This is a genomic window from Aminobacter sp. J44 (assembly GCF_007829415.1).
In the GTDB taxonomy this organism is placed as follows: domain Bacteria; phylum Pseudomonadota; class Alphaproteobacteria; order Rhizobiales; family Rhizobiaceae; genus Aerobium.
In genome coordinates this window covers 50,665-77,143 of the sequence record NZ_VLJG01000089.1, presented here as the reverse complement: position 1 = coordinate 77,143, position 26,479 = coordinate 50,665, and the positions used below count along the sequence as shown (strand labels likewise).

The following is a 26,479-nucleotide window of genomic DNA, read 5'->3' as shown; positions in this document are numbered from 1 at the left end:
GATCAGCGCCTTTGCGAACCCGGGTTCAGGAGCATCTTGACCCGGCCGCCCGTCTGCTTGCCGCCGCAGCCGTCGAGCTGTGCCTGGCCGGTCGCCATCTGCACGGTGAGCTTGCAGCCGACGATGACGTTATCGCCCTCGGTCAGCACGACTTCCTTGCCGGTCAGCACCAGCACCTCGGTGCGCATGTCGAAGCTGCCCTCGTCGCCGGTGGCGACCTGGTTCTCCGACTTCACATAGACCTTGCCCGAAACCTCGAGGCGGTCGATGTCGGCCTGGCCGGTCGTCGCCGAGCCGCCGCCCTTGTTGTTGTAGTAGACCGTCATCTGGCCGGCGCGCAGCTGGGTCGGGCCCTGCACGACCGAGACGTTGCCGGTAAACAGCGCCAGGCCGTCGGCCTCGCGCACCTCGAGCCTGTCGCTCTCGATCTGGATCGGTTTGCCGCCATCGAGCTTGATGCCCGTCATCCGGCCTTCCTGCGCAAACGAAATGCCACCAAGTGGCAGGAGCATCGCAGCAGCCAGCAAGACCCCGCGGGTATCAATTCTCATTGGCTCCTCCCTCTCCGGATTTCGCCGTCTGCAGCCGTTGCGGCTCGATTTCCATACGCACCCGCTTGTCGAAGATCATGACCGCGCCGCGGTCACGCACCTGGAAGGAATCCGCTTCGATGCGAGCGCCAGACAGAGTTATGTCGACCGGGGTATCCGAGTCCAGATTGCCGCCGCGAAAATCTACCTTTGCCGACTGCAGGACGGCGGTGATACCGGTGTCAGTGGACAGCTCGATCTTGTCGTTGAGGTTGAGCGTATTCGCCGTGCGGTCGAGCGTGCCGCTCTTTGCGGCAATGTTCACCCAGTTGGCATCGTCGAAGGGAAGCTTCGCCTCGATGCCCTCAAGGTCGATGATGTTGGTGTTGCCGAGGTCCTGCATGGCGCGCGATGCCGCCATCGAATACGGGCGGTCATTGCCGGTAAAGCCATCGAGCCGCGGATCGGACATGACGATGCGGCCGTCCTCGATCGCCGTGGCGCCAAGGTCAAACGACACGCCCAGCGGCGTCGCCAGCCACGACGTCGCAAAGAAGCCGACCGTCGCCATGACCGCCAGCGTCGGCAGGACGATCTTGAGGACGCGCACGCGGCGCGAATGGCGCTGCGCGTGGCTGAAGGCGGCTTCAACGCGGCTGGCCTGGGTGTGCGCGCGGGCGCCATGAGTGGGCGTCGTCTGCAGTCGCGCGTCGGGCGACCGTACCGTAGCCGTATGGGTCATGTTGTATCCGTTCTCCGAGCCTGCGCTCGCTGCGACAGCACAATAGCCGCCCTGCTCAGCGTCCCCTGGCGCGATCACACTCCAATATGGTGTTTTTTGGATGAGTTTGCGAGATGGCAATAGAGATACAGACCCGGTTTGGAAAGCGTTAACTTCCCAAACGGCACCCGCAAACACTTCCCGCGTCTATCAGCATCGACTAAAAGCTCCTCTCTGAAAGATGGGGCCGAACCAAAGAGGCGCATCATGGCTAACCGCGCAGACGACATCATCGACCGCAGGAGATTGCGGCGAAAGCTTACTTTCTGGCGGCTTTTCGGCCTGCTGGCACTGATTGTTGCTGTGGGTGCCTTTGCCTCCTGGGCAATGCGAGACCGCATGGGCACCGGCATCGCCCATATCGCCAAGGTCAGGATCGAAGGCACGATCACCGAAGATGACGAATTGTTGAAGCGTCTCGACCGAATCCGGCAGGACGAGCAGGTCAAGGGCGTTATCGTCTGGATCAATTCGCCGGGGGGCACCACCGCCGGTGGCGAGGCGCTCTACGAGGCGATCCGCAAGCTCGCGGCGGAGAAGCCGGTGGTGGCGCAGGTGGGAACGCTGGCAGCTTCCGCCGGCTACATGATCGCCAGCGCCGCGGACCAGATCGTCGCGCGCCAGTCGTCGATCGTGGGCTCCATTGGCGTGCTGGTGCAGTATCCGGACGTCACCGGCCTGATGGAGAACGTCGGCGTCAAGCTCGAGGGTGTCAAATCGTCGCCGCTCAAGGCCGAGCCGTCACCGTTCAGCCCGACCACGGAAGAAGAGCGCGCGATGATCCGCGCGCTGGTCATGGACAGCTATGAATGGTTCATCGGCCTCGTCGGCGAGCGTCGCGGCATGTCGCGCACAGAAGTGCTGCAGGTCGCGGACGGTTCTATCTTCACCGGCAGGCAGGCGCTGGAGCGCCGGCTGGTCGATGCGCTCGGCGGAGAGGAAAAGGCGATCGAGTGGCTCGCAGGCAAGGGCGTCAATGCGGAGCTCGCCGTCGTCGAGTGGAAGTCGACCGAGCGTCAAGGCCTGTTCTCGCCGCTGTCGCTGGCCGGGACCCTGGGCGCATTGCTCGGCCTCGATAAGCTGGGAGCCGATCTTGCCGCACGCACCGGCGCCGACCGCATGTTCCTTGACGGGCTGTTGTCCGTCTGGCAACCTGCCCCGGGGCTGGGCGACTAAAAGGCAAGTAAAATCACTTGGATAGTTGGACCATGGCATTTGGCGGGAGCTGCCTACGATGATCAAGTCTGAACTGGTACAAACCATCGCCAATCGCAATCCGCACCTGTTCCTTCGCGACGTCGAGAACATCGTCAATGCGATTTTCGAGGAGATCACCGAGGCGCTGGCTAAGGGCAACCGCGTGGAACTGCGCGGATTCGGGGCATTTTCGGTGAAGAATCGCCCGGCACGCGTCGGCCGCAATCCGCGCACCGGCGAATCCGTCGAGGTCGAGGAGAAGTGGGTTCCGTTCTTCAAGACCGGCAAGGAGCTGCGCGAGCGGCTGAACGCCACCGACGAAGACGAATAGGACGACGGGCGACGACGCCAGGAAATGCACATGCTCAACCGCTTCATCACCGTCGTCGTCCTGATTCCGCTCGCGGTCATCCTGATCGCCCTGGCCGTGGCCAACCGGGCGCCGACAAGTTTCACGATCGATCCGTTCAACCCCGGCAATCCGGGGCTGACGATCACGCTTCCGCTGTTCGTGCTTCTTTTCATCGCGCTGGCGATCGGCCTCATCATCGGCTCGCTCGCGACCTGGCTGCGCCAGGGCCGCTACCGCAAGCTCGCGCGCAAGCGCGACGCAGAGCTCGCCGCTGTGCAGAAGGCAACGCCGGCGCCGGCTGCACCCGCCGATGCGCGGGCACTTCCTCGTCCCAACGCCTGAGCAGGCTTCATGCTGAACATTTCTGCTTCTGATGTCGATCGCAGCCTGACCTATGCCGGGCTCGTCGAAACCCTCCGCAATGCGTTCCGCGAAGGCGCGATCCAGCCGGTGCGGCATCATCACACTGTCGAGCATCCGCAGGGCGCCGACTCCACGCTCTTGCTGATGCCGGCCTGGACCGACTTTGCCAACAGCGCCTCGGGCGACGGGCATATCGGCGTCAAGATCGTTACCGTCTCGCCGGACAACAACGCGATCGGCAAGCCGGCGGTGATGGGCGTCTATCTCCTCCTCGACGGCAAGACCGGCGAGCCGCTGACGCTGATCGACGGGCAGCGGCTGACCACCTGGCGCACCGCCTGCGCCTCAGCACTGGCCGCGACTTATCTCGCGCGCGAAGACGCCTCGAAGCTGCTCGTGATCGGCGCCGGAGCGCTGTCGCCGTTCCTGGCCCGTGCGCATTCGGCCGTGCGTCCGATCAAGGAAATCCGCATCTGGAACCGCACCAGAAGCCGCGCCGAAGCGGTTGCCGAGAGCCTGAAGGCCGAGGGGCTGAACGTGTCGGTTGCCGATGATCTCGATGAGTCGGTCGGCTGGGCCGACATCGTCTCATCGGCGACGATTTCCGATGCGCCGCTGGTGAAGGGCGAATTTTTGAAGCCCGGCACCCACGTCGACCTCGTCGGCGCCTTCACCCCGACTCTTCGCGAAAGCGATGACGCGGCCGTCGCCAGCGCGCGGGTCTATGTCGACACCCGCGCGGGCGCCACCAAGGAGGCCGGCGACATCGTCCAGGCGATTGCTTCGGGGACGCTTACGGCCGAAGGAATCGTCGGCGACCTGTTGGAGCTGACGCGCGGGAAGGCGCAGGGCCGCCAGAGTGCTGACGAAATTACCCTGTTCAAGTCGGTTGGTGCGGCGCTGGAAGATCTCGCCGCAGGAATCGCCGTCTACCGGGCGATGAAGGGCTGACGCGTTGCGGCCCGGCTGGCGCTGTGGCAGAAGCGCGAACAGCCAGACATCCGGAGCAGACGCTTGAAAGCCCCGCGCGACAAACGCAATGACAGTCAGAACGCCGCCCCGCGCCGCGAGATCGTGCGCCGCCAGGGCGCGCTGCCGGCCGAAACGCTGCCGCTGATCCTGACCGTTGAACCCAATGCCGACTATGCGCTGCTCGACTCGGGCGACGGCCGCAAGCTCGAGCAGTACGGCCCCTACCGCATCGACCGGCCCGAGGGCCAGGCGATCTGGAAACGCGCGCTGCCCGAAAGGGAATGGGCCAAGGCCGACGCGATCTTTACCGGCGACACCGACGAGGAAGGCATGGGCCGCTGGCGCTTCCCCAAGGCGCCGCTCGGCGAGACCTGGCCGATGCGCTTCGACGGCACCGACTATCTCGGGCGCTTCACCTCGTTCCGCCATGTCGGTGTCTTCCCCGAGCAGGCGACGCACTGGCACTTCATGGAAGAGCTGATCCGCAAGGCCAAGCGCCCGGTCAGGGTGCTGAACCTCTTCGGCTATACCGGCCTTGCCTCGCTGGTCGCGGCCCGGGCGGGCGCAGAGGTCACGCATGTCGACGCGTCCAAGAAGGCGATCGGCTGGGCGCGCGAGAACCAGGAGCTTGCCCGCCTCACCGACAAGCCGATCCGCTGGATCTGCGACGACGCGATGAAGTTCGTCGAGCGCGAGGAGCGCCGCGGCAGCCGCTACGACATCATCCTGTTCGACCCGCCTGCCTATGGCCGCGGACCGAAGGGCGAGGTCTGGCAGCTGTTCGACCACCTGCCGGCGATGGCGGATGTGTGCCGCGAGATTTTGACGCCGAAGCCGCTCGCCGTCGTGCTGACCGCCTATTCGATCCGCGCCTCGTTCTTTGCGATCCACACGCTGATGCGCGACACCTTTGCCGGCATGGGCGGGCGCGTCGAATCGGGTGAGCTGGTCATCCGCGAAAAATCCGCCGGCCGCGTGCTGTCGACCTCGCTGTTCTCGCGCTGGGTCGCGGAATGAGGTTCGGTGCGGTGGGACGGGAGCCGACCGGACGGTCGCCGCGCAGAGCGCTGGCAACCGGTGCCAGTTGTACCCCCACCCCTAACCCCTCCCCACAAGGGGGAGGGGAACGTTGGCAGGTTTCCCCGGTCTCGCGGTGGCGAGGTTTCTGGGTGGGGCGGTGGGCTTTGGTCGTGAGGGCCCACTATCCGTCCAACCCACGGGTTGATGAGCGACATCTCCGATCCCCCTCCCCCTCGTGGGGAGGGGTTAGGGGTGGGGGTAGGGGTGGGGGTATCGTTCCCACACCCCGTCAGCAAATGTTGATGAGGAAGCCTGTCTGCCCGGGGACACGACTGGCCATAAGTGACGTGACAAGATCCCCGAAGGCGTTGTGGCGCATTGACGACCCAGCTCGTTCGGCGCAGCAAGGTCCCGTGCAGCGGGCGCAGCAGAGTTTGAAAGACGAGGACAGACCTCTCCGATCCCCCTCCCCCTTGTGGGGAGGGGCTAGGGGKGGGGGTCCATTCGAGGAAATCCATCCATGAGCGGTGAAGAGCAAAGACGCGTCGGGCAGGTGAAGGAGGTCASGAGCCTCTCCAACCCCATCGTCAAGGACATCCGCGCGCTGGCGATGAAGAAGTTTCGCGATGCCCAGGACGCCTTCATGGCCGAAGGGCTGAAGCTGGTCATCGACGCGATGGAGCTGGGCTGGACGATCCGCACGCTGGTGTTCGCCAAGAACCAGCGTGGCAACGCCGCCGTCGAGAAGATCGCGGCCAAGACCTTTGCCGCCGGCGGGCTGGTGCTGGAAGTGTCGGAAAAGGTGCTCGGCGCCATCACTCGCAAGGACAACCCGCAGATGGTGCTGGGCGTGTTCAAGCAGCGCTGGCTGCCGCTAAAGGACATTCGCCCCGAAGGCAACGACGTCTACGTCGCGCTCGACCGGGTGCGCGATCCCGGCAATCTCGGCACCATCATCCGCACCGCCGACGCGGTCGGCGCAAAGGGCGTCATCCTGATCGGCGACACGACCGACCCGTTTTCGCTCGAGACCGTACGCGCGACGATGGGCTCGATCTTCGCGGTGCCGGTGACCAAGACCAGTGTCGAAAACTTCCTTGCCTGGCGCAAGGCGAGCGGCGCGCGCCTGTTCGGCACGCATCTGAAAGGCTCCGTCGACTACCGCCAGCCGAAATATGATGGCGGGCCGGTGATCCTGATGATGGGCAACGAGCAGCAGGGCCTGCCCGACCAGCTCGCCGCGGCCTGCGACCAGCTGATCCGCATTCCGCAGACCGGCCGCGCCGACTCGTTGAACCTGGCGGTTGCCACCGGCGTTGCTCTCTACGAAATCCGGCGGCATGCGCTGCCATCAGGCGGCGTATAGGCTCTTCATGAAGGCACTCCTTTTCCCCTACGGGCTCATCGCGATCCTCTCTGTGATCGTCGACCAGGCGATCAAGTTCGCCGTCGAGGCGTATCTGCCGATGCATGAAGGAGTGCCGGTGCTGCCGTTCCTCGCGCTCTATCGCACGCACAATACCGGCATCGCCTTCTCGATGATGTCGGACTTCGGTTCGCTCGGCCTCGTCGTCATCACGCTGGCGGTGACCGCCTTCGTCATCTGGATCGCGGCGCGCACCGACGAGAAGCAGGTGCTGGCGCGGCTGGGCTTTGCGCTGATCGTCGGCGGCGCGATCGGCAATTTGATCGACCGCGTCTGGCTCGGTTACGTGGTCGACTACGTGCTTTTCCACCTGCCGACCTGGTCGTTTGCGGTGTTCAACCTCGCCGACGCCTTCATTTCGGTCGGCGCTGCACTGGTGGTGCTGGATGAGTTCATCGTCTGGCGCAGAAGCAAGAGCGCACAGCGAAACGGTTGACCCTGCGACAGGCGGCGGCCAAACTCGCGGGCAAATGCCTCACGAGGAAGCCTCATGTCCGATCGTTTCACCGCGTTGCTCGTTTCGCAGGACGAAGCAAAGAACCAGACCAACGCCTTTGTCGAACTGACCGACGCGGATCTGATAGAGGGCGACGTCACCGTCGCCGTCGAAGCCACCACGGTCAACTACAAGGACGGGCTTGCGATCACCGGCAAGGCGCCGGTGATCCGGCGGTGGCCGTTGATCCCCGGCATCGACTTTGCCGGCACGGTCATCTCCTCCGAGAACCCGAACTGGAAGCCCGGCGACAAGGTCGTCCTCAACGGCTGGGGCGTCGGCGAGACGCATCACGGCGCCTATGCAAAGCGGGCCCGCGTCAAAGGCGAGTGGTTGGTGCCGCTGCCGGCCAGCATGTCACCGATCGACGCGATGATCGTGGGCACCGCCGGCTACACCGCCATGCTGTGCGTGATGGCGCTGGAGCGGCACGGCATCGTGCCGGAGCGCGGGCCGGTGATCGTCACCGGTGCCGCCGGCGGCGTCGGCTCGGTCGCGATCTCGATCCTGTCGAAGCTCGGCTATCACGTCATCGCCTCGACGGGCCGTCCGTCGGAGCACGAATACCTGAAGCAGCTGGGTGCGGTTGAGGTGATCGAGCGCGCGGAACTGACCAACCCGGCGCGGCCGCTCGGCAAGGAGCGCTGGGCAGGCGGCGTCGACACGGTTGGCAGCCATACGCTCGCCAACGTCCTGTCGATGACCAAATATGGCGGCGCGGTCGCGGCCTGCGGCCTTGCCGGCGGCATGGACCTGCCATCAAGCGTTGCCCCGTTCATCCTGCGCGGCGTTTCGCTGCTTGGCGTCGATTCGGTGATGGCGCCGCGCGAGCTGCGGCTGGAAGCCTGGCAGCGGATCGAGAAGGATCTCGACCGCGAGCACCTGCGCGCGATCTCCACGCTAATGCCGTTCGACGCGATCGAAAACGCGGCGCATGACATCATCGAAGGCAAGGTTCGCGGCCGTCTCGTCATCGACATGACGGCGTAAAGGCGAAATCGCTAAAATTGTAGCGGCGGGCCACAACCTTCCCTAAGCGTTATGCCGTAGGGTCATGGCATGTTGGATAAGCGTGCCACGAACCGACCCGAACGCGACACCCAAAACTCCGACGCGCAGGGGCGCGTGCGGATGCGCATCACCCCGCCGCCGCTGGCCCACGAGCCCGAGGCGAGCCCGGCGCGCTCGTTGCTGCGGCCGGCGCTGGTGCTGGCGCTGCTGACGCTTGCAGCCGTCACCTATTTCACCCACTCCTCGCTGACCGTCGCGGCTGGGCTCGTCTTCATCAGCCTCGTCACGATCTACCTGATGGTCGCGGAGCTGCGCGACAAGGGACGGCTTGCCTCGCTGATCGACGAGACTGCGAACCGCAACCGCTTCGAGATCGAGCACCTCGCCGACCGCATGTGGGAGATGCAGGAGAGCGAGGAGCGCTTCCACGAGCTGATCGATGCACTGGGCGACATCATCGTCCACCGCGACCGGGACGGGCGCATCGTCTATGCCAACCGGGTGCTTTCGGACCTGCTCGGCTGCCGGCCGGAGCAGCTGGTCGGCAAGAAACTGCGCGACGTCGGCGTCGAGATCGGCGTCGTGCCCGACAGCGCCTTCTCGAACGGCGAGTATCTGTCCTCAACCGACGTCGTCATCCGCGCAAAGGACGGCGAGCGCTGGTTCTCATGGATCGAGCTGTCGGCGCGCGACAAGGTGAACAACGCCGTCTCGCACCGGGCGATCGCCCGCGACATCACCGCGCTGAAGCGCGCCGAAGAGGCGGCGAACATTGCCCGCGAGCGGGCGGAATCGGCCAACCAGGCGAAGTCGCGCTTCCTTGCCACCGTCAGCCACGAGATCCGCACACCGATGAACGGCATCATGGGCATGGCGAAGCTGCTTGCCGACACGCGCCTGTCGCCGGAGCAGAAGACCTACGTCAATGCCGTTTCAACCTCGGCCTCGGCGCTCCTTGCGCTGATCGAGGATTTGCTCGACTACTCCAAGATCGAGTTCTGCCGCTTTGAACTCGAAGCGCAGGAAGTCTCGCCGCGCGAGCTGGCCGAGAACGTCGTCGAGCTGCTTGCCCCGCGCGCCTACGCGAAATCGATTGGCCTTGGCTGCCACATCGACCCGCAGGTGCCGGACACGATCAGAGCCGATCCCGGCCGGCTGCGGCAAGTGATGCTCAACGTGATCGGCAATGCGGTGAAGTTCACCGAAGCCGGCGGCGTGCTGGTGGAGCTGAAGCTCGAGGGCGACATGCTGCGCATCGATGTGACCGACACCGGTCCCGGCCTCGACGAGGCGGACATCGGCCGGCTGTTCGAGGAGTTCGAGCAGGGCGACGGCACCTCGACCCGCAAGCATGGCGGCGCAGGCCTCGGGCTCGCCATCTCGCGGCGCATCGTCGAGGCGATGGGCGGCGAAATCACCGCCACCGGGGAGCGCGGCAAGGGCTCGCGCTTCACCATCTCGCTTCCCGCGCAGAAGGGGCGCCGCAAGCCGCAGATCGTGCGCACGCTGAACGGCCGCTCCTGCCTGATCGTGTCGAAGAACGGCATGGAAGCAGAGGCAATCGCACGGACGATTACCGCCCATGGCGGAAAACCCGAGATCGTGCCGTGCATCGAGCATCTCGTCGCTGCACCGGGCCGCGCCGCCTATGACGTCGTCTTCATGGACGCGGAGATGGAAAATGTCGACGCGCGGCTGCTCAAGCGGCTGCGCGGCGCCGGCATTCGCCCGTCGCAAGCGATCATCCTGATTTCGCCGACCGATCGCGGCAAGCTGCCGCGCTACCGCGCGGCAGGCTACGATGCGTTCCTGGCACGGCCCGTGCGCGGCGAAACGCTGATGCGGGTGCTGACCGCGGCACCTGTGGCGGCAAACGCGGCGCCCGCCGGCGACGGCGAGCGCCGTATCGAAACCACCGCCAGCGGCGCGACGTCTTTCTCCGTGCTGATCGCCGAGGACAATGACATCAACGCGCTGCTGGCGCGCTCTGCGCTTACCAAAAGCGGTCATCAGGTGAAGGTCGTCGGCAACGGCCGCGCGGCGGTCGACGCGGTGCAGGAGCGCGACTTCGATGTCGTGCTGATGGACCTGCACATGCCGGTGATGGACGGGCTCGACGCGATTGCCCACATCCGCAAGTTCGAGGAAGCCAAGGGCAAGCCGCCCGTGCCGATCCTTGTCTTGTCCGCCGACGGGCAGGAGGCGACACGCAAGGGCGTGATTTCCCACGGTGCCACCGGGTTCCTCACCAAGCCGCTCGACCCGCAGGCGCTGGTCGCCGCGGTGGAGCGCCATGGCAAGCGGCTGGAAACGGAACAACACGCCGCACGGTCATAGTTCCGTTGCAGAAAACGCCTATATCGTTGGTCGACCGGCGTTGCGGCGGTGGTCAGGGGCGGGTCCGGCAAGCATAATTGGCCTTGCCGTCCGCAAAGGCCTTCGCCCTTCCCGACAGATGGCTTAGGACTGCTGACGGCAGCCGAGGAGAATCGACCATGCAAGACCTGCTGGACCCATCGCGCGGGCTTTCCGGTTTCGTCACCTCGCGTGGCAACGAATTGCAGCCCGGAACCGTGCTTGGACGGATCGCGACACTGGAAGTGCGGCTGGCCGGCGGCACGCATGACATTTCGGTCGCGCAGAAGCTGCGCTATCGGGTCTTTCACGAGGAGCTGGGCGCAAAGGGAGCAACCCTTGCGAGCGCTGCCGACCAGGTCGATGCCGACCGCTTCGACGACGTCTGCGACCACCTGCTCGTCATCGACCGCGGAACAGATGGCACGAAGAATGAGGTCGTCGGTACCTACCGGCTGCTGCGCCAGGACGTGGCGATGGCGACCGGCGGCTTCTATTCGAGCGCCGAATTCGAGATCGACCGGCTGGTTGCGCGCCACCCCGACATCCGCTTCCTGGAACTCGGGCGTTCCTGCGTCCTGCCCGAATACCGCTCGCGCCGTACCATCGAACTCTTGTGGCAGGGCATCTGGGCCTATGTGCGCCACTACGGCATCGGCGCAATGACGGGATGCGCCTCGTTTCACGGCACGGTGCCGGCTGCACACGCGCAGGCGCTATCGTTCCTGGCGCAGAACTGCCGCGCCGGCGGCGACTGGCGCGTCTCGGCAGTGCCGTCGCGCTACCACGAGATGGACCTGATGCCGGCCGAGGCGATCGACGCGCGCGCGGCCCTCAACGAGATGCCGCCGCTGATCAAGGGTTATCTGAGGCTGGGCGCGAAGATTGGGGACGGTTGCGTCGTCGACCACGAATTCGGCACGACCGACGTCTTCATCGTGCTGCCGGTCGAGAGCATCTCGTCGCGCTACATCAACTATTACGGCGCGGACGCCGACCGCTTCGCCCCGCGCGTTTCGTAAGAACCAACTTACGCAGAGTCACCCGGCGCCGCAGGGGCGCCGGGTGCAGCATTTGCATCAGCCGTTGGAGGTGTAGGCAGCGATTGCGGCCATGTTGACGATGTCGCTGTCCTTGGCGTTCAGCGGCACGATCTGCACCGGCTTGTTAAGGCCGACGAGCAGCGGGCCGATCACCGTCGAGCCGCCGAGCTGCTGCAGCATCTTGGTCGCAATCGAAGCCGAGTGATAAGCCGGCATCACAAGCACATTGGCCGGGCCCGACAGGCGGCAGAACGGATACTGGCGCATCAGCTCGGGGTTGAGCGCGACATCCGCCGCCATCTCGCCGTCATACTCGAAGTCGACGCGGCGCTTGTCGAGGATGCGCACCGCTTCCGCGACGCGGGCCGAGCGTTCGCCCTGCGGGTGGCCGAAGGTCGAGTAGGCCAGCAGCGCCACGCGCGGCTCATGGCCCATGCGGCGGGCAAAGCCCGCTGCCTCCTCGGCAATGTCGGCGATCTCGGTCTCATTCGGCATGTCGTGGACGGCCGTGTCGGCGACGATCACGGTGCGGCCGCGGGAAATGACGATCGAGACGCCAATGACGCGGTGGCCGGGGCGGGCGTCAATGACGTGGCGAACATCGTCAAGCGCGATCGAGTAGTTGCGGGTCACGCCCGTCACCATCGCGTCCGCATCACCGAGCGCCACCATGCAGGCGGCAAAATGGTTGCGGTCGTTGTTGATCAGGCGCTGGCAGTCGCGGACCAGGTAGCCCTTGCGCTGCAGGCGCTCGTACAGGAACTCGGTATAGATCGAGTTCTTGCGCGACAGGCGCGCGTTGATGATCTCGATGCCTGGACGGTCGAGGTCGATGCCGGCCTGGCGGGCATTTTCCTTGATGACGTCGTCACGGCCGATCAGGATCGCGCTGCCGAGCTGCTGGTTCACGTAGGAAACCGCGGCGCGCATGACCTGCTCCTCCTCGCCCTCGGCGAAGACGACGCGCTTGGGCTGACGGCGCACGCGCTCGTAGATGCGCTGCAGGGTCGACGCCATCGGGTCGCGGCGGGCAAGCAGCTCCTGCCGGTACTTTTCAAGGTCGAGGATCGGCCGGCTGGCAACGCCCGAATCCATCGCGGCCTTGGCGACCGCAAGCGGGATCGCCGAGATCAGACGCGGATCGAACGGAACCGGGATGATGTAGTTCGGGCCGAACTTCGGGCGGTTGCCGCGATAGGCGGCAGCAACGTCGTCCGGCACGTCCTCGCGGGCAAGCTCGGCGAGCGCTCGGGCAGCCGCGATCTTCATCTCGTCGTTGATGGTGGTCGCGCGAACGTCGAGTGCGCCGCGGAAGATGTAGGGGAAGCCGAGGACGTTGTTGACCTGGTTCGGGTAGTCGGAGCGGCCGGTCGCGACGATCGCGTCGGTGCGGATCTCGGCGACCTCTTCCGGCAGGATCTCCGGATCCGGGTTCGCCATCGCGAAGATGATCGGGTTCTTCGCCATCGAGGCGATCATCTTGTCGGTGAAGGCGCCCTTGGCGGAGAGACCGAACACGACGTCCGCGCCTTCCATGGCGTCGGCCAGTGTGCGCTTGTCGGTCTCGACCGCATGCGCCGACTTCCACTGGTTCATGCCCTCGGTGCGGCCCTTGTAGACCACGCCCTTGGTGTCGCAGAGGATCACGTTCTCCGGGGCAAAGCCCATCGCCTTGACGAGCTCGATGCACGCGATGCCAGCAGAGCCCGCGCCATTGCAGACGAGCTTGGTCGTCTTCATGTCGCGGCCGGTGATTTCCAGCGCGTTGATGAGGCCGGCAGCGGCAATGATCGCGGTGCCGTGCTGGTCGTCATGGAACACCGGAATGTCCATGATCTCGCGCAGGCGCTGCTCGATGATGAAGCAGTCGGGCGCCTTGATGTCCTCGAGGTTGATGCCGCCGAAGGACGGGCCGAGATAGCGCACGCAGTTGATGAACTCATCGACGTCCTGAGTGTCGACCTCGAGGTCGATCGCGTCGACGTCGGCGAAGCGCTTGAACAGAACCGCCTTGCCTTCCATCACCGGCTTAGAAGCCAGCGCGCCGAGATTGCCGAGGCCAAGGATCGCCGTGCCGTTGGAAATCACGGCCACCATGTTGCCGCGCGACGTGTAATCGAAGGCGCGGGTCGGATCCTCCGCGATCGCCTTCACCGGGACCGCGACGCCGGGCGAATAGGCCAGCGACAGGTCACGCTGGGTGGCCATCGGCTTGGTCGGCGTGACCTCGAGCTTGCCCGGGCGGCCGATCGCATGAAAATCGAGGGCTTCTTGCGGAGTGACCGACGGTCCCCCTTCGGCGGTCGTGTCGTTCAGTGGCATCTGGCGCTTGTTTCCTTCCTGGGCAGGCTCGTTTCTGTGGAGTTTTGCCGACCTATATCGATTGAGGCTACACTTGCCAGCGTTAAATCGCCAAGCAGGACATCGGCTTTCAGCGAAGGCAAGTTCCCTTGAATCAGCAGACGCCAATCAACCCCGCTTCCACGCTCCAGCTGTCCGCCGAAGGCGCGACGCCGATGATGGAGCAGTACATCGAGATCAAGCTCGCGAATCCTGATTCGCTCTTGTTCTACCGGATGGGCGATTTCTACGAGCTGTTCTTCCAGGACGCGGAAATCGCCAGCCGGGCACTGGGCATCGCGCTCACCAAGCGCGGCAAGCATCAGGGCGAGGACATCGCCATGTGCGGCGTGCCGGTGCACTCGGCAGACGACTATCTCGAAAAGCTGATCGCGCAGGGCTACCGCGTCGCCGTCTGCGAGCAGATGGAAGATCCGGCGGAAGCGAAAAAGCGCGGCTACAAAGCGGTGGTGAAGCGCGACGTGGTGCGCCTCGTCACGCCCGGCACTATCACCGAGGAAAAGCTGCTTGCGCCCGGCGAGGCAAACTACCTGATGGCGATTGGCCGCGTGCGCGGCACGACCGAACACGCTTACGCGCTCGCCTGGATCGACATCTCGACCGGCGCCTTCAAGGTGGCGGAATCGGCCGCCGACCGGCTGCTCGCCGATATTTTGCGCGTCGACCCGCGCGAGGTGGTCGTCGCCGAGCCCGTGTTCCATGATCCGGAGCTGAAGCCGGTGTTCGACGTGCTCGGGCGGGTCGCCAGCCCGCACCCGGCGGTGCTGTTCGATTCGGCGGCGGCCACCAGCCGCATCGCCCGTTTCTACAATGTCGCGACGCCGGAGAGTTTCGGCCAGTTCAGCCGCGCCGAGCTATCGGCGATTTCGGCGGCGATCGCCTATGTCGAGAAGACGCAGATCTCCGAGCGTCCGCCGCTGGCGCGGCCCGAACGTGAGGAGAACGCCGCGACCTTGTTCATCGACGCGGCGACGCGCGCGAACCTGGAACTCGTACGCACACTGTCGGGCAACCGCGACGGCTCGCTTCTGAAGGCGATCGACCGCACGGTCACCGGCGGCGGCGCGCGGCTCTTAGCCGAGCGGCTCACCGCCCCGCTCACCAACCCGGCCGAGATCGAGGCGCGGCTCGACTGCGTCTCATTCCTGCAGTCGGAGACGCGGCTGTGCGAGGGTCTGCGCGCACTGCTAAAGGGCGCGCCGGACATGCCGCGCGCGCTGTCGCGCCTTGCGCTCAACCGCGGCGGGCCGCGCGACCTCGGCGCGCTGCGCACCGGCATCGACGCGGCGCGGCAGGTGGCAGAGCTGCTCTCCTCGGCCATGCTGCCGGAGCGGCTGACGAAATGCTGCGAGGAGCTGCGGGCGCTGCCGGAAAGCCTGCGCGACCACCTCAACCGCGCCCTTGCCGAGGAAATGCCGCTCCTGAAGCGCGACGGCGGCTTCGTGCGCGAGGGCTATCATGACGAGCTCGACGAGATGCGGGCGCTGCGTGACCAGTCGCGCCGCGTCATCGCTGAGATGGAGCGCGAGCTGATCGAGGAGACCGGCATCCGGTCGCTGAAGATCCGCCACAACAACGTGCTCGGCTACTATATCGAGGTGACGGCCAACAATGCCGAAGCCCTGACGGGCACGGATGCCGCCAAGGCGCGCTTCATCCATCGCCAGACCATGGCGAATGCGATGCGCTTCACCACGACGGAGCTGGCGGGTCTTGAGACGAAGATCGCCAACGCCGCCGACCGGGCGCTGCAGATCGAGCTTTCAGTGTTCGACACGCTGCTCGCCGAAGTCGTCTCGCATGCCGAGGCGATCCGCGCGGGCGCGGCGGCGCTGGCGGAACTGGACGTCTCGGCCGCGCTCGCTGTGCTGGCGACCAGCGAGAACTATTGCCGACCGCGCGTCGATGACAGCCTTGCCTTCCGCATCGAGGGCGGTCGCCATCCGGTGGTCGAGCAGGCGCTGCGGCGCCAGCTGGACGACCCGTTCGTGGCCAATGACAGCAATCTTTCGCCCGAGGACGGCGGCAAATACGGTGCCATCTGGCTGCTGACCGGCCCGAACATGGGCGGTAAGTCGACCTTCCTGCGCCAGAACGCACTGATCGCGATTCTCGCGCAGATGGGCTCGTTCGTGCCGGCGACCAGCGCCCATATCGGCGTTGTCGACCGGCTGTTCTCGCGCGTCGGCGCCTCGGACGACCTTGCACGCGGCCGCTCGACCTTCATGGTCGAGATGGTCGAGACGGCGGCGATCCTCAACCAGGCGGGCGAGCGCTCGCTGGTGATCCTCGACGAGATCGGCCGCGGAACCTCGACCTTCGACGGCCTGTCGATCGCCTGGGCGGCGGTGGAATACCTTCACGAAAAGAACCGCTGCCGCGCGATCTTCGCCACCCACTTCCATGAGATCACCGCGCTCGCCGGCAAGCTGCCGCGCCTGCACAATGTGACGATGCGGGTGAAGGAGTGGGAAGGCGACGTCGTCTTCCTGCACGAGGTCGGCATGGGCGCGGCCGACCGATCCTATGGCGTGCAGGTGGCACGGCTGGCGGGCCTGCCCGAGGCGGTGGTCGAACGCGCGCGCGAGGTGCTGCACCAGCTTGAGGAAGGTGAGACGTCCGGCAAAGCCGACCGGCTGGTTGACGACCTGCCGCTGTTCTCGGTTGCCGCCAAACGCGAAGCCGCCGCGCCAAAAGCGAACGATGCGCTGACGGAAGCCGTCGCCGGGCTGCAGCCGGACGACATGACGCCGCGCGAGGCGCTGGAAGCGCTGTACCGGCTGAAGGAACTGGCGGCGAAGAAGTGAGGTTTTGGGCGCCGGAGCGGGTTCTGAAACCTCGCGCTGCCCCTCACCTGCCTGCCGGCATCCTCTCCCCGTGAACGGGGAGAGGAGCGAGGTGAGACCATTCTGCATCACCATCCCCACCCTTGTTCATAACTAAAGATGGACGCGGACTGAGGCGCTCGTTCCCCAGCCGTGGAAGCACTCTGCAAAAGCGCCTTCCTCCCTTCTCCCCGCTTGCGGGGAGAAGGTGCCCGGAGGGCGGATGAGGGGCAGCACGCCCCCTTCCGGAAGCCGGCGCTGCCCTCACCTGCCTGCCGGCGAAGTCGCGCTGAACTTGAACCGACGGCCTTGCCCCTCACCTGCCTGCCGGCATCCTCTCCCCGCAACGGGGAGAGGAGCGATAGCCATCTAGGCCATTGGTTGCTCATAACTTTCTGCTTCCTGATCCCCGCATCAACGATTGGCGAAAGCCGTGGAACAGCGGCCTTTTCCCCCTTTACGCTGAGAAGTGCCCGGGTGGGCGATGAGGGGCAAATCTGCCTAACTACTAGCTATCTAGCTACCTACCTCCCCTAAGTCCCTACTCCCCTAAGCCCCTACCCCCTCACCTCCGCGTCACCCGCATTGGCAGGCCGCCTTGCGGCTGGGTGGTGAGTTTTTGCACCGGCCAGGGCTTCGTCTGCGGCGTGGTGTCGAAGCGGAAGCGGGACATGAGGACGCCAAGCGCAATGATGGCCTCCTGCATCGCGAACGCCGCTCCGATGCAGATGCGCGGGCCGGCGCCGAACGGGAGATACTGGTATCGGTCGATCTTCTCGCGGTTGCCGGGATGGAAGCGCTCGGGCAGGAACGCCTCGGGATTATCCCAGAGCTTGCGGTGGCGGTGGATCGTCCACGGCATGATCTGGATCTGCGCGCCGGCGATGATGTCGAGGTCGCGCCAGCGCTCGGGCTGAATGACCTCGCGGCTGATGGAAGCCGCCGGTGGGTAGAGCCGCATCGCTTCCTCAAAGGCAGCGCGAGTATAGGGCATCTTGCCGAGCCACTCATACGGGTCCGGCGTCGAGGCGATGACCTCGTCGATCTCGGCCTCGACACGGTCACGCTCCCACGGCGCCTCGGCAAGGCAATAGAGCGTCCAGCCGAGCGCACGCGCGGTGGTCTCGTGGCCGGCGCCGATGAAGGTGATGATGTTGTCCTCGATCTCGCTGGCCTTCAAGCCGTCCGGACCCTCGGCCTTGAGGAGCAGGGTCAGGAAGTCGTTCGGCGAGCCATCGGGGTCGCGGGCAAGCTTGTCCTTGCGCATCTGCATGGTGTCGGCGACCAGCTTGCGGAAGAACGCCATGGTCTTGCGGCCGCGAATACGGGTGATGCGAGGGATCCAGTCCGGCGCGCCGATGAGGTCGAGCGGGTCGACGCGGCCCATCGTCTCGAAGAGATGGTCGACCTGGTGGGCAAAATCGTCGGGGTTGCCGGAAACCTCGCCGGAAAACAGCGTCTCGGCGAGGATGTCATAGGTCAGCATGGTCATGTCGCGGGCGACATCGGTGACCATGCCGTCGTGGTAGCGCCCGGCGAATTTTTCGGCGATGCGCAGCATCGGCCCGGCGAAGCCCTCGATGTGGCGCGGGGTGAAAACCGGCGCCATCGCCTTGCGCGAGCGGCGCCAGACCTCGCCTTCGGCGGTGAGCAGGCCGTCATGCAGGATCGGGCGCAGGATCTTCTGGCGCACGCGCGCCATGCGGTAGTTCTTCGCGTTGTCGACGAGGATGTGGCGGATCAGCGCCGGATCGTTGGCGATCAGCAGCGGGCCGCCGACGCCGGTTCCGATCGAGATCCACGGTTCGTTGTAAGAAGGCTCGCCCCACAGCTCGAGCGGGTTGCGGTAGACGATCCGCATCAGCTCCAGCGTCGTCGGCGGACGGGTTCGCGGCTTGGGCGCGGGCGGGACGAACGGTGTCGGCTTGATGTCCATCTTTCCTACCTAGGCAAGGGCTCGAGCGGGTTCAATCGGACAGCGGGAAACGGCTACGGAGTCCGTGTCAAATAACTCGCGAGAACTCTCGAAGTTCGGTCAGAAGTGCTGACATAAATTCCGAATTTAATTAACGCGTGTATTTTTGCGAAGCTCCTGATTTTCGCTTCCGGCGCGGAAGAAACGATTTTGAGTAACTGTTTTCTTGCTTTGCGTTTTCCTTTGTGCATTTTCAAAGATGGAACGCGTGACAGCAGATCGCGCGGCCAGGGGGAATGACCAAAAGCCTCTGGGAGGAGGCACACGGCAACAATTGCGACGCGCTGCGCGCGATCGCCCGGGTGTGAGGTACGCATGCAGGACGGCGTCATTCTGGCCGCGGAAGACCTGACCAAGGAATTCAAGGGTTTCTACGCCGTCGAGGGCGTCAGCCTGAACGTAAGAAAGGGGCAGATCCACGCCCTGATCGGCCCGAACGGGGCTGGCAAAACCACCTGCTTCAACCTGCTCACCAAGTTCCTGTCGCCGACGCGCGGGCGCATCACCTACAAGGGCCAGGACATCACCGCGATGTCGCCGGCAGACATCGCCCGGCTCGGCCTCGTCCGCTCGTTCCAGATCTCCGCCGTCTTCCCGCACCTCACCGCGCTCGAGAACGTGCGCATCGCGCTGCAGCGCCAGCGCGGCGACTCCTTCGACTTCTGGCGCTCGCAAAAGGTGCTGTCGCAGTTCGACGACCGGGCGCGGGAGCTGCTCGCCGACGTCGGCCTCGCCCAGTTCGAGACGACGCTTGCCGGCGACCTGCCCTATGGACGCAAGCGCGCGCTGGAAATTGCAACCACGCTGGCGCTCGACCCGGAAATGCTTCTGCTCGACGAGCCGATGGCCGGCATGGGCCATGAAGATGTCGACCGCATCGCCGCGCTCATCAAGCGCATCTCCGCCGACCGCACCATCCTGATGGTCGAGCACAATCTTTCGGTCGTCGCCTCGCTTTCCGACACCATCACGGTGCTGGCGCGCGGCAAGGTGCTCGCCGAGGGCGACTACGCAACTGTCTCGAAGGATCCACGCGTCGTCGAGGCCTACATTGGAGCTGGCCATGGCTGAGGCTGCCACCGCACCCCGCGCGCAAACCAGTCCCGCGCGCGATCCGCTGCTGTCCGTCCGCAACCTCGAAGCCTGGTACGGCGAAAGCCACGTGCTGCATGGCGTCAGTTTTGACGTCTATCCGGGCGAGGTGGTGACGCTGCTTGGTCGCAACGGCGCGGGCAAGACGACGACGCTGAAGTCCGTCATGGGCATCCTGCCCAAACGCAAGGGCTCGGTCGTCTTCCAGGGCAAGGAGCTGATGCATGTGCCGGCGCGCTATGTGGCGCGCGAGGGTATCGCCTTCTGCCCGGAGGAACGCGGCATCTTCTCCTCGCTCTCGGTCGAGGAGAACCTGATGCTGCCGCCGCAGGTGAAGCCAGGCGGCATGACGGTTGAGCAAATCTTCGAGCTGTTCCCGAACCTCAAGGAACGCCTGTCGAGCCAGGGAACCAAGCTTTCGGGCGGCGAGCAGCAGATGCTGGCGATCGGGCGCATCCTGCGCACCGGCGCCAAGATGCTGCTGCTCGACGAGCCTACCGAAGGGCTCGCGCCCGTCATCATCCAGCAGATCGGCCGCACCATCGCGCGGCTGAAGAACGAGGGCTTCACCATCGTCCTCGTCGAACAGAATTTCCGCTTCGCCTCGACGGTTGCCGACCGTCACTACGTGGTGGAGCAGGGTCGCGTCATCGACGAAATCGCCAATAACGAGCTCGAGGCCAATCTCGAAAAACTGCACGCCTATCTCGGCGTGTAGGGGGAGCAATGGCGCAAAATGCGCCGCAATCGGAGGAGACTGACATGAGGAAGACTGGAATTCTGCTGGCATCCCTCGCTGCCTCGCTTATGGCGTCGAGCGCGCTGGCGCAGGACATCTCCGTCAAGATCGGCGTGCTGAACGACCGCTCGGGCGTCTATGCCGACCTCGCCGGCGAAGGATCCGTGATCGCCGCGCAGATGGCGGTCGACGATTTCGGCGCCGCGGACAAGGGCATCAAGGTTGAGATCGTCTCGGCAGACCACCAGAACAAGCCGGACGTTGCCTCCACCATCTCGCGCCAGTGGGTCGACCAGGAAGGCGTGACGGCGATCGTCGACGTACCGACTTCCTCGGCAGCGCTCGCGGTCAACGAAGTGCTGCGTGAAGCCAACGCCGTCTTCATCAATTCGGGTGCGGCGSCATCCGACCTCACCGGCCCTGCCTGCTCGCCGCACACCGTCCACTGGACCTACGACACCTGGGCTCTCGCCCACGGCACCGGCTCGGCGATGGTGGAGAACGGCGGTGACAGCTGGTTCTTCCTGACGGCCGACTACGCCTTCGGCCATGCGCTCGAACGCGACACCACCGCGGTGGTGGAAGCCTCCGGCGGCTCAGTGGTCGGCTCGGTGCGCCACCCGTTCCCCGGCACGGACTTCTCCTCGTTCCTGCTGCAGGCGCAGTCGTCCGGCGCCAAGGTGATCGGCCTCGCGAACGCCGGCGGCGACACCATCAACTCGATCAAGCAGGCGGCCGAGTTCGGGATCACCCAGGGCGGCCAGGCGCTGGCCGGCCTGCTGATCTTCCTCACCGACGTGCACGCGCTCGGCCTTGAGACGGCGCAGGGCCTGGTGCTGACCGAGAGCTTCTACTGGGATCTCAACGACAGCACCCGCGAATGGTCCGCACGCTTCCAGGAGAAGGACGGCGACAAGCCGACAATGGTGCAGGCCGGCGTCTATGCCGGCGTGCTGCACTACCTGAAGGCGGTCGAGGCGGCAAAGTCGGCTGATGCGGACACCGTCATCGCCAAGATGAAGGAATTGCCGACGGACGATCCGCTGTTCGGCAAGGGCGAGATCCGCGCAGACGGCCGCAAGGTGCACGACATGTACCTGTTCAAGGTCAAGGCGCCGGGCGACTCCAAGGGAGAGTGGGACTATTACGAGAAGCTCGCCACCATCCCGGCCGACAAGGCATTCCGCCCGCTCGCTGACGGCGGCTGCCCGCTCGTCCAGTAAGAGCCTGAGACCGCGCGCGCCGCGCCATCGTGGTGCGCGCCCTCTCCCGCATCAACCGGCAGGACGAATCTATGTTCGAACTACTTGGTATCCCGCCACAGGCGCTCTTCGGGCAGCTGCTGCTCGGTCTGATCAACGGGTCTTTCTATGCGATCCTGTCGCTGGGGCTGGCAGTGATCTTCGGCCTGCTCAACATCATCAACTTCACGCACGGCGCGCAGTATATGCTGGGTGCCTTCGTTGCCTGGATGCTGCTGACCTATCTTGGCATCGGCTACTGGTGGGCGCTCCTCATCGTGCCGGTCGTCGTTGGCATCACCGGCATCATCATCGAGCGGCTGCTGATCTCGCGGCTCTACCACCTCGACCATCTCTACGGGCTGCTGCTCACCTTCGGCCTGGCGCTGATCATCCAGGGCGTGCTGCGCAACCAGTACGGCATCTCCGGCCTGCCCTATGCGATCCCGCCCCAGCTTGCCGGCGGACAGAACCTCGGCTTCATGTTCCTGCCGAACTATCGCGGCTGGGTCGTGGTCGCCTCGCTCGTCGTCTGCCTTGGGACATGGTTCGTGATCGAGAAGACGCGGCTCGGCGCCTATCTGCGCGCCGCCACCGAGAACCCGACGCTGGTTGGCGCCTTCGGCATCAACGTGCCGCGCATGATCACGCTGACCTACGGCTTCGGCGTCGCGCTCGCTGCCTTCGCCGGCGTCCTCGCCGCACCGATCTACTCGGTGAACCCCAATATGGGCGCCGACCTCATCATCGTCGTGTTCGCCGTCGTCGTGATCGGCGGCATGGGCTCCATCCTCGGCGCGATCGTGACGGGCTTCGGCCTCGGTCTGATCGAGGGCCTGACGAAGGTCTTCTATCCGGAGGCATCGTCAGTGGCGATCTTCGTCATCATGGCGGTGGTCCTGCTCGTCAAACCCGCCGGCCTGTTCGGGAGGACTGCCTGATGACCGCGGCTATCGAAACGCAATCCGGCATTGCCGCGCAGCAGGCGCGCGCCGGCATGCCAGCCCACCATGCGGCGATCTTCATCGGTCTGCTCGCAGCCGGCCTCGTCGCGCCGTTCCTGCTCTACCCCGTCTTCGTGATGAAGGTGCTGTGCTTCGCCTTGTTTGCCTGCGCCTTCAACCTGCTGCTCGGCTATGGCGGCCTGCTCTCTTTCGGCCACGCGGCCTATTTCGGCGGCGCGGCCTACGTTTCGGCCCACGCGGCCAAGGTCTGGGGTTTTCCGCCGGAGCTGGCAATCCTCTCCGGCGTCGTGGCGTCGGCGATCCTCGGCACGGTGTTCGGCGCGTTGGCGATCCGCCGGCAGGGCATCTACTTCGCCATGGTGACGCTCGCCTTCGCGCAGATGGTGTTCTTCTTCTCGCTGCAGGCACCATTCACCGGCGGCGAAGACGGCATCCAGGCTGTGCCGCGCGGCAACCTGTTCGGCGTCCTCAGCCTGCGATCCGACTTCAGCCTTTACTTCGTGGTGCTGGCGATCTTCCTCGGCGGGCTGCTGCTCATCTACCGCATCATCCACTCTCCATTCGGACAGGTGCTGAAGGCGATTCGCGAGAACGAGCCGCGCGCGATCTCACTCGGCTACCGCACCAACCGCTACAAGCTCGCCGTCTTCGTGCTGTCGGCGACGCTGGCGGGGCTCGCGGGCGCCACCAAGGCGATCGTGTTCCAGCTGGCGTCGCTCACCGACGTGCACTGGTCGATGTCGGGCGAGGTGGTGCTAATGACGCTCATCGGCGGCATGGGCACCGTGTTCGGGCCGATCGTCGGCGCCGCGGTGATCGTGACGATGCAGAACTACCTCGCCACCATGGGTGCATGGGTGACGGTGATCCAGGGCTGCATCTTCGTCATCTGCGTGCTGCTGTTCCGCGAGGGCGTTGTCGGCGTGCTGGCAAGGTGGCTGAAGAAGCCGCTGTGATGGGCGCCTGTGGGCTTCAGGCGCGAGGGGACGTTGCGTCTGGCGTGTCGCTCGCTGGTGTAACGGAGGAGTTCCGGCATGGATCGTCGGCTCAAGGCCGACGATGACGAAGTTGGAAAGTAAGCGCGAGATTGCCGCCGTTGCGCAGCCGAGGCGTCACCAGGTTTTCCCGGCATTTCCTCCTCGTCATCCGCGGGCCTCACCCGCGGATCCATGCCTGAATGTGTCCCGTGTGCCCGCGGCGCCGAACCGGACGCGCCGGGAATGAACATCAGTCAGTGGCTATCTATTTCTCCCGTACCCCTTCCCCCCCTCAGCGGCGCGCAGGGGAGCATCACATCAAGCCCCGAGCAGCCGCTCCCGCCTCACCCACCGTCCGATCAGCAGGGCGCCGACGACGGCAAGGCCGGTGGCGAGGCCGATCCAGATACCGACACCGGCAAAGCCGCCCCAGAAGGCAAGGCCCGCGCCGAGCGGCAGGCCGACCGCCCAGTAGCCGATGGCGGCGTAGAGCATCGGCACGCGCGTGTCGCGCAGGCCGCGCAGCATGCCGCTGCCGACCGCCTGCGCGCCGTCGGCCAGCTGGAACACCGCCGCAACCGACAGGAAGGTTATCGCCTTGGCGACCACGGGGGCATTGGCCGGATCGGAAATGTCGATGAAGCCCATGATGAGGAGCCGCGGCACGGTGATCATGGCAATCGCCGTCATCGCCATGAAGGCAAGGCCCATGGCAAGAGCGGTCCAGCCGGCGCGGCCAAGGCTTTCGCGGTCGCCGGCGCCATGGAAACGGCCGACACGCACGGTTGCCGCCTGCCCAAGCCCCATCGGCACCATGAAGGTGATGGCGCCGATCTGCAGCGCGATGGCATGGGCGGCTAGCGAGGTTGTGTCGATCAGGCCCATCAACAGGCCGGAAGCACCGAACACCGCGACCTCGAAAACGAGGATACCGGCGATTGGCAGGCCGATCCTGAGCATTTCCCAGAAACGCGGCCAGTCGGGGCGCCAGAAGCGGCCGAACAGGCGGTAGCGGCGAAAGACGCGATGGCGCGTGACCACGATTGCCATGCCGGCAAACATCAGCGTGGCGGACAGCGTCGTGCTGATGCCGGCGCCGAACAGGCCGAGCGCCGGGAAGCCGAACTTGCCGAACATCAGGCAGTAGTTGGACAGCGCATTGAAGCCCACGGCGGCAAAGACGATGACGAGCGCCCAGCCGGGCCGCTCGAGCGCCGAGATGAAGGAGCGCAGCACGATGAAGCCGTAGAAGGGCAGGATCGACCACTGCATCGAACGCATGTAGACGCCGGCGCCTGCCGCAAGCTCCGGCTCCTGCCCCATCGCGAGCAGGATTTCCTCCGTGTGCCAGAGGAACAGCCACAGCGGCACGACGACCATGCAGGCGATCCAGAACCCCTGACGCACCGTGCGGCGCACGTCGCGCACGGAATGGCGGTTGCGGCCGATCTCGAAGGCGACCATCGGCGAGACCGCGAGGATCAGGCCAAGCCCGAACATCATCGGCGCGAAATAGAGGTTCGAGCCGAGCGTGCCGGAGGCAAGCGCTTCGGGCCCGAGGCGGCCCATCATCATCACGTCGGTGGTGTTCATCGCCGTCTGGCCGAGATTGGTCAGCACCATCGGCCAGGCGAGCGCGAGCATCGCCCTTGCCTCGGCGAGCCATGAGGAGCCGGTGCGCACCGGCGCGGAATCAGCGGGAAGACTGGTCATCCGTGGTCATTACCGTTTTGCCACGGCGAATCCAGCACCACGGCGGCATGCTTCCTTGGCGCAAGCAATTGCGGGGGGATTTATTTGGGGCTAAGACCCCAGTCCAGCAATTGCCCGCCAAACGCCCGAGGTTCTGATGACGACCGATCAGCTTGCCACCGCCGAAGAGCAGGCCCGCCTTCTTTCGGCGGCGCTGCCCTACATGCAGCGTTACGAGAACAAGACTGTCGTGGTGAAATATGGCGGTCATGCGATGGGCAATGTTGAGCTCGGCCGCGCCTTTGCGCGCGACATCGCCTTACTAAAGCAGTCCGGCGTCAACCCGATCGTCGTGCATGGCGGCGGCCCGCAGATCGGCGCCATGCTGAACAAGATGGGCATCGAATCGAAGTTCGAGGGCGGGCTGCGCGTCACCGACCAGAAGACGGTCGAGATCGTCGAGATGGTGCTGGCCGGCTCGATCAACAAGGAGATCGTCGCGCTCATCAACGCCGAGGGCGAATGGGCGATCGGCCTGTGCGGCAAGGACGGCAACATGGTCTTCGCCGAGAAGGCGCAGAAGACCGTGAAGGATCCCGACAGCAACATCGAGCGGGTGCTTGATCTCGGCTTCGTCGGCGAGCCGGKCGAGGKCGACCGCMCGCTGCTCGACCTGCTGGCCCGCTCCGAGATGATCCCGGTGATCGCGCCGGTGGCACCGGGCCGCGACGGCCACACCTACAACATCAATGCCGACACCTTTGCCGGCGCCATCGCAGGCGCGCTCAACGCCTCGCGTCTCCTCTTCCTCACCGACGTTCCGGGCGTCCTCGACAAGGACAAGAAGCTGATCGACGAGCTGACGGTGGCGGAAGCGCGCGCGCTGATCGCCGACGGCACGATTTCGGGCGGCATGATCCCGAAGGTCGAGACCTGCATCGAGGCCATCGAGCGCGGGGTCGAAGGCGTCGTCATCCTCAACGGCAAGACGCCGCACTCCGTCCTGCTCGAGCTGTTCACGGAGCACGGCGCCGGAACGCTGATCGTTCCGTAAGCAAGGACAACA

The 26,479-nt window shown here is 65.3% G+C and carries 22 protein-coding genes; 17 read left to right on the top strand and 5 right to left on the bottom strand.

Going from position 1 to position 26,479, the window contains the following annotated elements; genetic code table 11:
* Window positions 1-2 precede the first annotated feature (2 nt).
* Window positions 3-551, bottom strand: a complete 549-nt coding sequence (locus L610_RS19835) for an LptA/OstA family protein (RefSeq protein ID WP_024846462.1) — start codon at window positions 549-551, stop codon at window positions 3-5.
* Entirely contained in the window at window positions 541-1,272 is a 732-nt protein-coding gene (gene lptC, locus L610_RS19830; protein WP_144707060.1) for an LPS export ABC transporter periplasmic protein LptC, read from the bottom strand. Before lptC ends, L610_RS19835 begins: the two co-directional genes overlap by 11 nt.
* A 246-nt stretch (window positions 1,273-1,518) precedes the next feature.
* On the opposite strand from lptC, the gene sppA reads away from it, so the two are divergent.
* From sppA to L610_RS19780, 10 genes are all read left to right on the top strand, one after another.
* Window positions 1,519-2,487, top strand: a complete 969-nt coding sequence (gene sppA / locus L610_RS19825; protein WP_144707058.1) for a signal peptide peptidase SppA — start codon at window positions 1,519-1,521, stop codon at window positions 2,485-2,487.
* Window positions 2,488-2,545: 58 nt separating this feature from the next.
* Window positions 2,546-2,839, top strand: a complete 294-nt coding sequence (locus L610_RS19820; protein WP_144707056.1) for an integration host factor subunit beta — start codon at window positions 2,546-2,548, stop codon at window positions 2,837-2,839.
* 30 nt (window positions 2,840-2,869) lie between these two features.
* Complete coding sequence (locus L610_RS19815; protein ID WP_144707054.1) at window positions 2,870-3,202, top strand: LapA family protein; 333 nt, start codon at window positions 2,870-2,872, stop codon at window positions 3,200-3,202.
* A 9-nt stretch (window positions 3,203-3,211) separates the two neighbouring features.
* On the top strand, window positions 3,212-4,174 hold the full coding sequence (locus L610_RS19810; protein WP_144707052.1) for an ornithine cyclodeaminase family protein: 963 nt from the start codon (window positions 3,212-3,214) through the stop codon (window positions 4,172-4,174).
* Between the two features lie 63 nt (window positions 4,175-4,237).
* Window positions 4,238-5,212 (top strand): class I SAM-dependent rRNA methyltransferase, encoded by a 975-nt coding sequence (locus L610_RS19805; RefSeq protein ID WP_246659065.1) that lies wholly within the window; start codon window positions 4,238-4,240, stop codon window positions 5,210-5,212.
* A 523-nt stretch (window positions 5,213-5,735) separates the two neighbouring features.
* Window positions 5,736-6,581: an RNA methyltransferase gene (locus L610_RS19800; protein ID WP_144707048.1), complete on the top strand. Its 846-nt coding sequence runs from the start codon at window positions 5,736-5,738 to the stop codon at window positions 6,579-6,581.
* A 7-nt stretch (window positions 6,582-6,588) separates the two neighbouring features.
* Window positions 6,589-7,077 (top strand): signal peptidase II, encoded by a 489-nt coding sequence (lspA, locus tag L610_RS19795; protein ID WP_024846470.1) that lies wholly within the window; start codon window positions 6,589-6,591, stop codon window positions 7,075-7,077.
* Between the two features lie 54 nt (window positions 7,078-7,131).
* Window positions 7,132-8,127 carry an MDR family oxidoreductase gene (locus L610_RS19790; RefSeq protein ID WP_144707046.1) on the top strand — a complete coding sequence of 332 codons (996 nt, stop codon included), beginning with the start codon at window positions 7,132-7,134 and terminating at the stop codon, window positions 8,125-8,127.
* Between the two features lie 69 nt (window positions 8,128-8,196).
* A complete protein-coding gene (locus L610_RS19785) occupies window positions 8,197-10,485 on the top strand; it encodes a PAS domain-containing hybrid sensor histidine kinase/response regulator (protein WP_144707044.1) in 2,289 nt (762 codons plus the stop codon).
* A gap of 158 nt (window positions 10,486-10,643) precedes the next feature.
* A complete protein-coding gene (locus L610_RS19780; RefSeq protein WP_024846473.1) occupies window positions 10,644-11,525 on the top strand; it encodes a GNAT family N-acetyltransferase in 882 nt (293 codons plus the stop codon).
* A gap of 57 nt (window positions 11,526-11,582) precedes the next feature.
* On the opposite strand, the gene L610_RS19775 is transcribed toward L610_RS19780, so the two are convergent.
* Window positions 11,583-13,868: an NADP-dependent malic enzyme gene (locus L610_RS19775; protein ID WP_024846474.1), complete on the bottom strand. Its 2,286-nt coding sequence runs from the start codon at window positions 13,866-13,868 to the stop codon at window positions 11,583-11,585.
* 194 nt (window positions 13,869-14,062) lie between these two features.
* Between L610_RS19775 and mutS the strand changes: the two genes are divergently transcribed.
* A complete protein-coding gene (gene mutS / locus L610_RS19770) occupies window positions 14,063-16,714 on the top strand; it encodes a DNA mismatch repair protein MutS (RefSeq protein WP_144707082.1) in 2,652 nt (883 codons plus the stop codon).
* 583 nt (window positions 16,715-17,297) lie between these two features.
* Here mutS and L610_RS19765 read toward each other — a convergent pair.
* The gene (locus tag L610_RS19765; RefSeq protein WP_024846476.1) at window positions 17,298-18,668 is read right to left on the bottom strand and encodes a cytochrome P450; all 1,371 of its coding nucleotides are present in this window, start codon (window positions 18,666-18,668) and stop codon (window positions 17,298-17,300) included.
* A gap of 354 nt (window positions 18,669-19,022) precedes the next feature.
* Here L610_RS19765 and L610_RS19760 point away from each other — a divergent pair, with 354 nt between their 5' ends.
* From L610_RS19760 to L610_RS19740, 5 genes are all read left to right on the top strand, one after another.
* Window positions 19,023-19,778: an ABC transporter ATP-binding protein gene (locus L610_RS19760; protein WP_024846477.1), complete on the top strand. Its 756-nt coding sequence runs from the start codon at window positions 19,023-19,025 to the stop codon at window positions 19,776-19,778.
* Window positions 19,771-20,517, top strand: a complete 747-nt coding sequence (locus L610_RS19755; RefSeq protein WP_024846478.1) for an ABC transporter ATP-binding protein — start codon at window positions 19,771-19,773, stop codon at window positions 20,515-20,517. The genes L610_RS19760 and L610_RS19755 overlap by 8 nt, the downstream gene beginning before the upstream one ends.
* Window positions 20,518-20,561: 44 nt before the next feature.
* The gene (locus tag L610_RS19750) at window positions 20,562-21,761 is read left to right on the top strand and encodes an ABC transporter substrate-binding protein (RefSeq protein WP_144707042.1); all 1,200 of its coding nucleotides are present in this window, start codon (window positions 20,562-20,564) and stop codon (window positions 21,759-21,761) included.
* 71 nt (window positions 21,762-21,832) lie between these two features.
* Window positions 21,833-22,720, top strand: coding sequence for a branched-chain amino acid ABC transporter permease (locus tag L610_RS19745; protein WP_024846480.1), 888 nt, complete (start codon window positions 21,833-21,835; stop codon window positions 22,718-22,720).
* Window positions 22,720-23,700 carry a branched-chain amino acid ABC transporter permease gene (locus L610_RS19740; RefSeq protein ID WP_144707040.1) on the top strand — a complete coding sequence of 327 codons (981 nt, stop codon included), beginning with the start codon at window positions 22,720-22,722 and terminating at the stop codon, window positions 23,698-23,700. Before L610_RS19745 ends, L610_RS19740 begins: the two co-directional genes overlap by 1 nt.
* 339 nt (window positions 23,701-24,039) lie before the next feature.
* On the opposite strand, the gene L610_RS19735 is transcribed toward L610_RS19740, so the two are convergent.
* Window positions 24,040-25,434, bottom strand: a complete 1,395-nt coding sequence (locus tag L610_RS19735) for an MATE family efflux transporter (protein ID WP_051473057.1) — start codon at window positions 25,432-25,434, stop codon at window positions 24,040-24,042.
* Window positions 25,435-25,570: 136 nt separating this feature from the next.
* On the opposite strand from L610_RS19735, the gene argB reads away from it, so the two are divergent.
* The gene (gene argB / locus L610_RS19730; RefSeq protein WP_144707038.1) at window positions 25,571-26,467 is read left to right on the top strand and encodes an acetylglutamate kinase; all 897 of its coding nucleotides are present in this window, start codon (window positions 25,571-25,573) and stop codon (window positions 26,465-26,467) included.
* Window positions 26,468-26,479 lie beyond the last annotated feature (12 nt).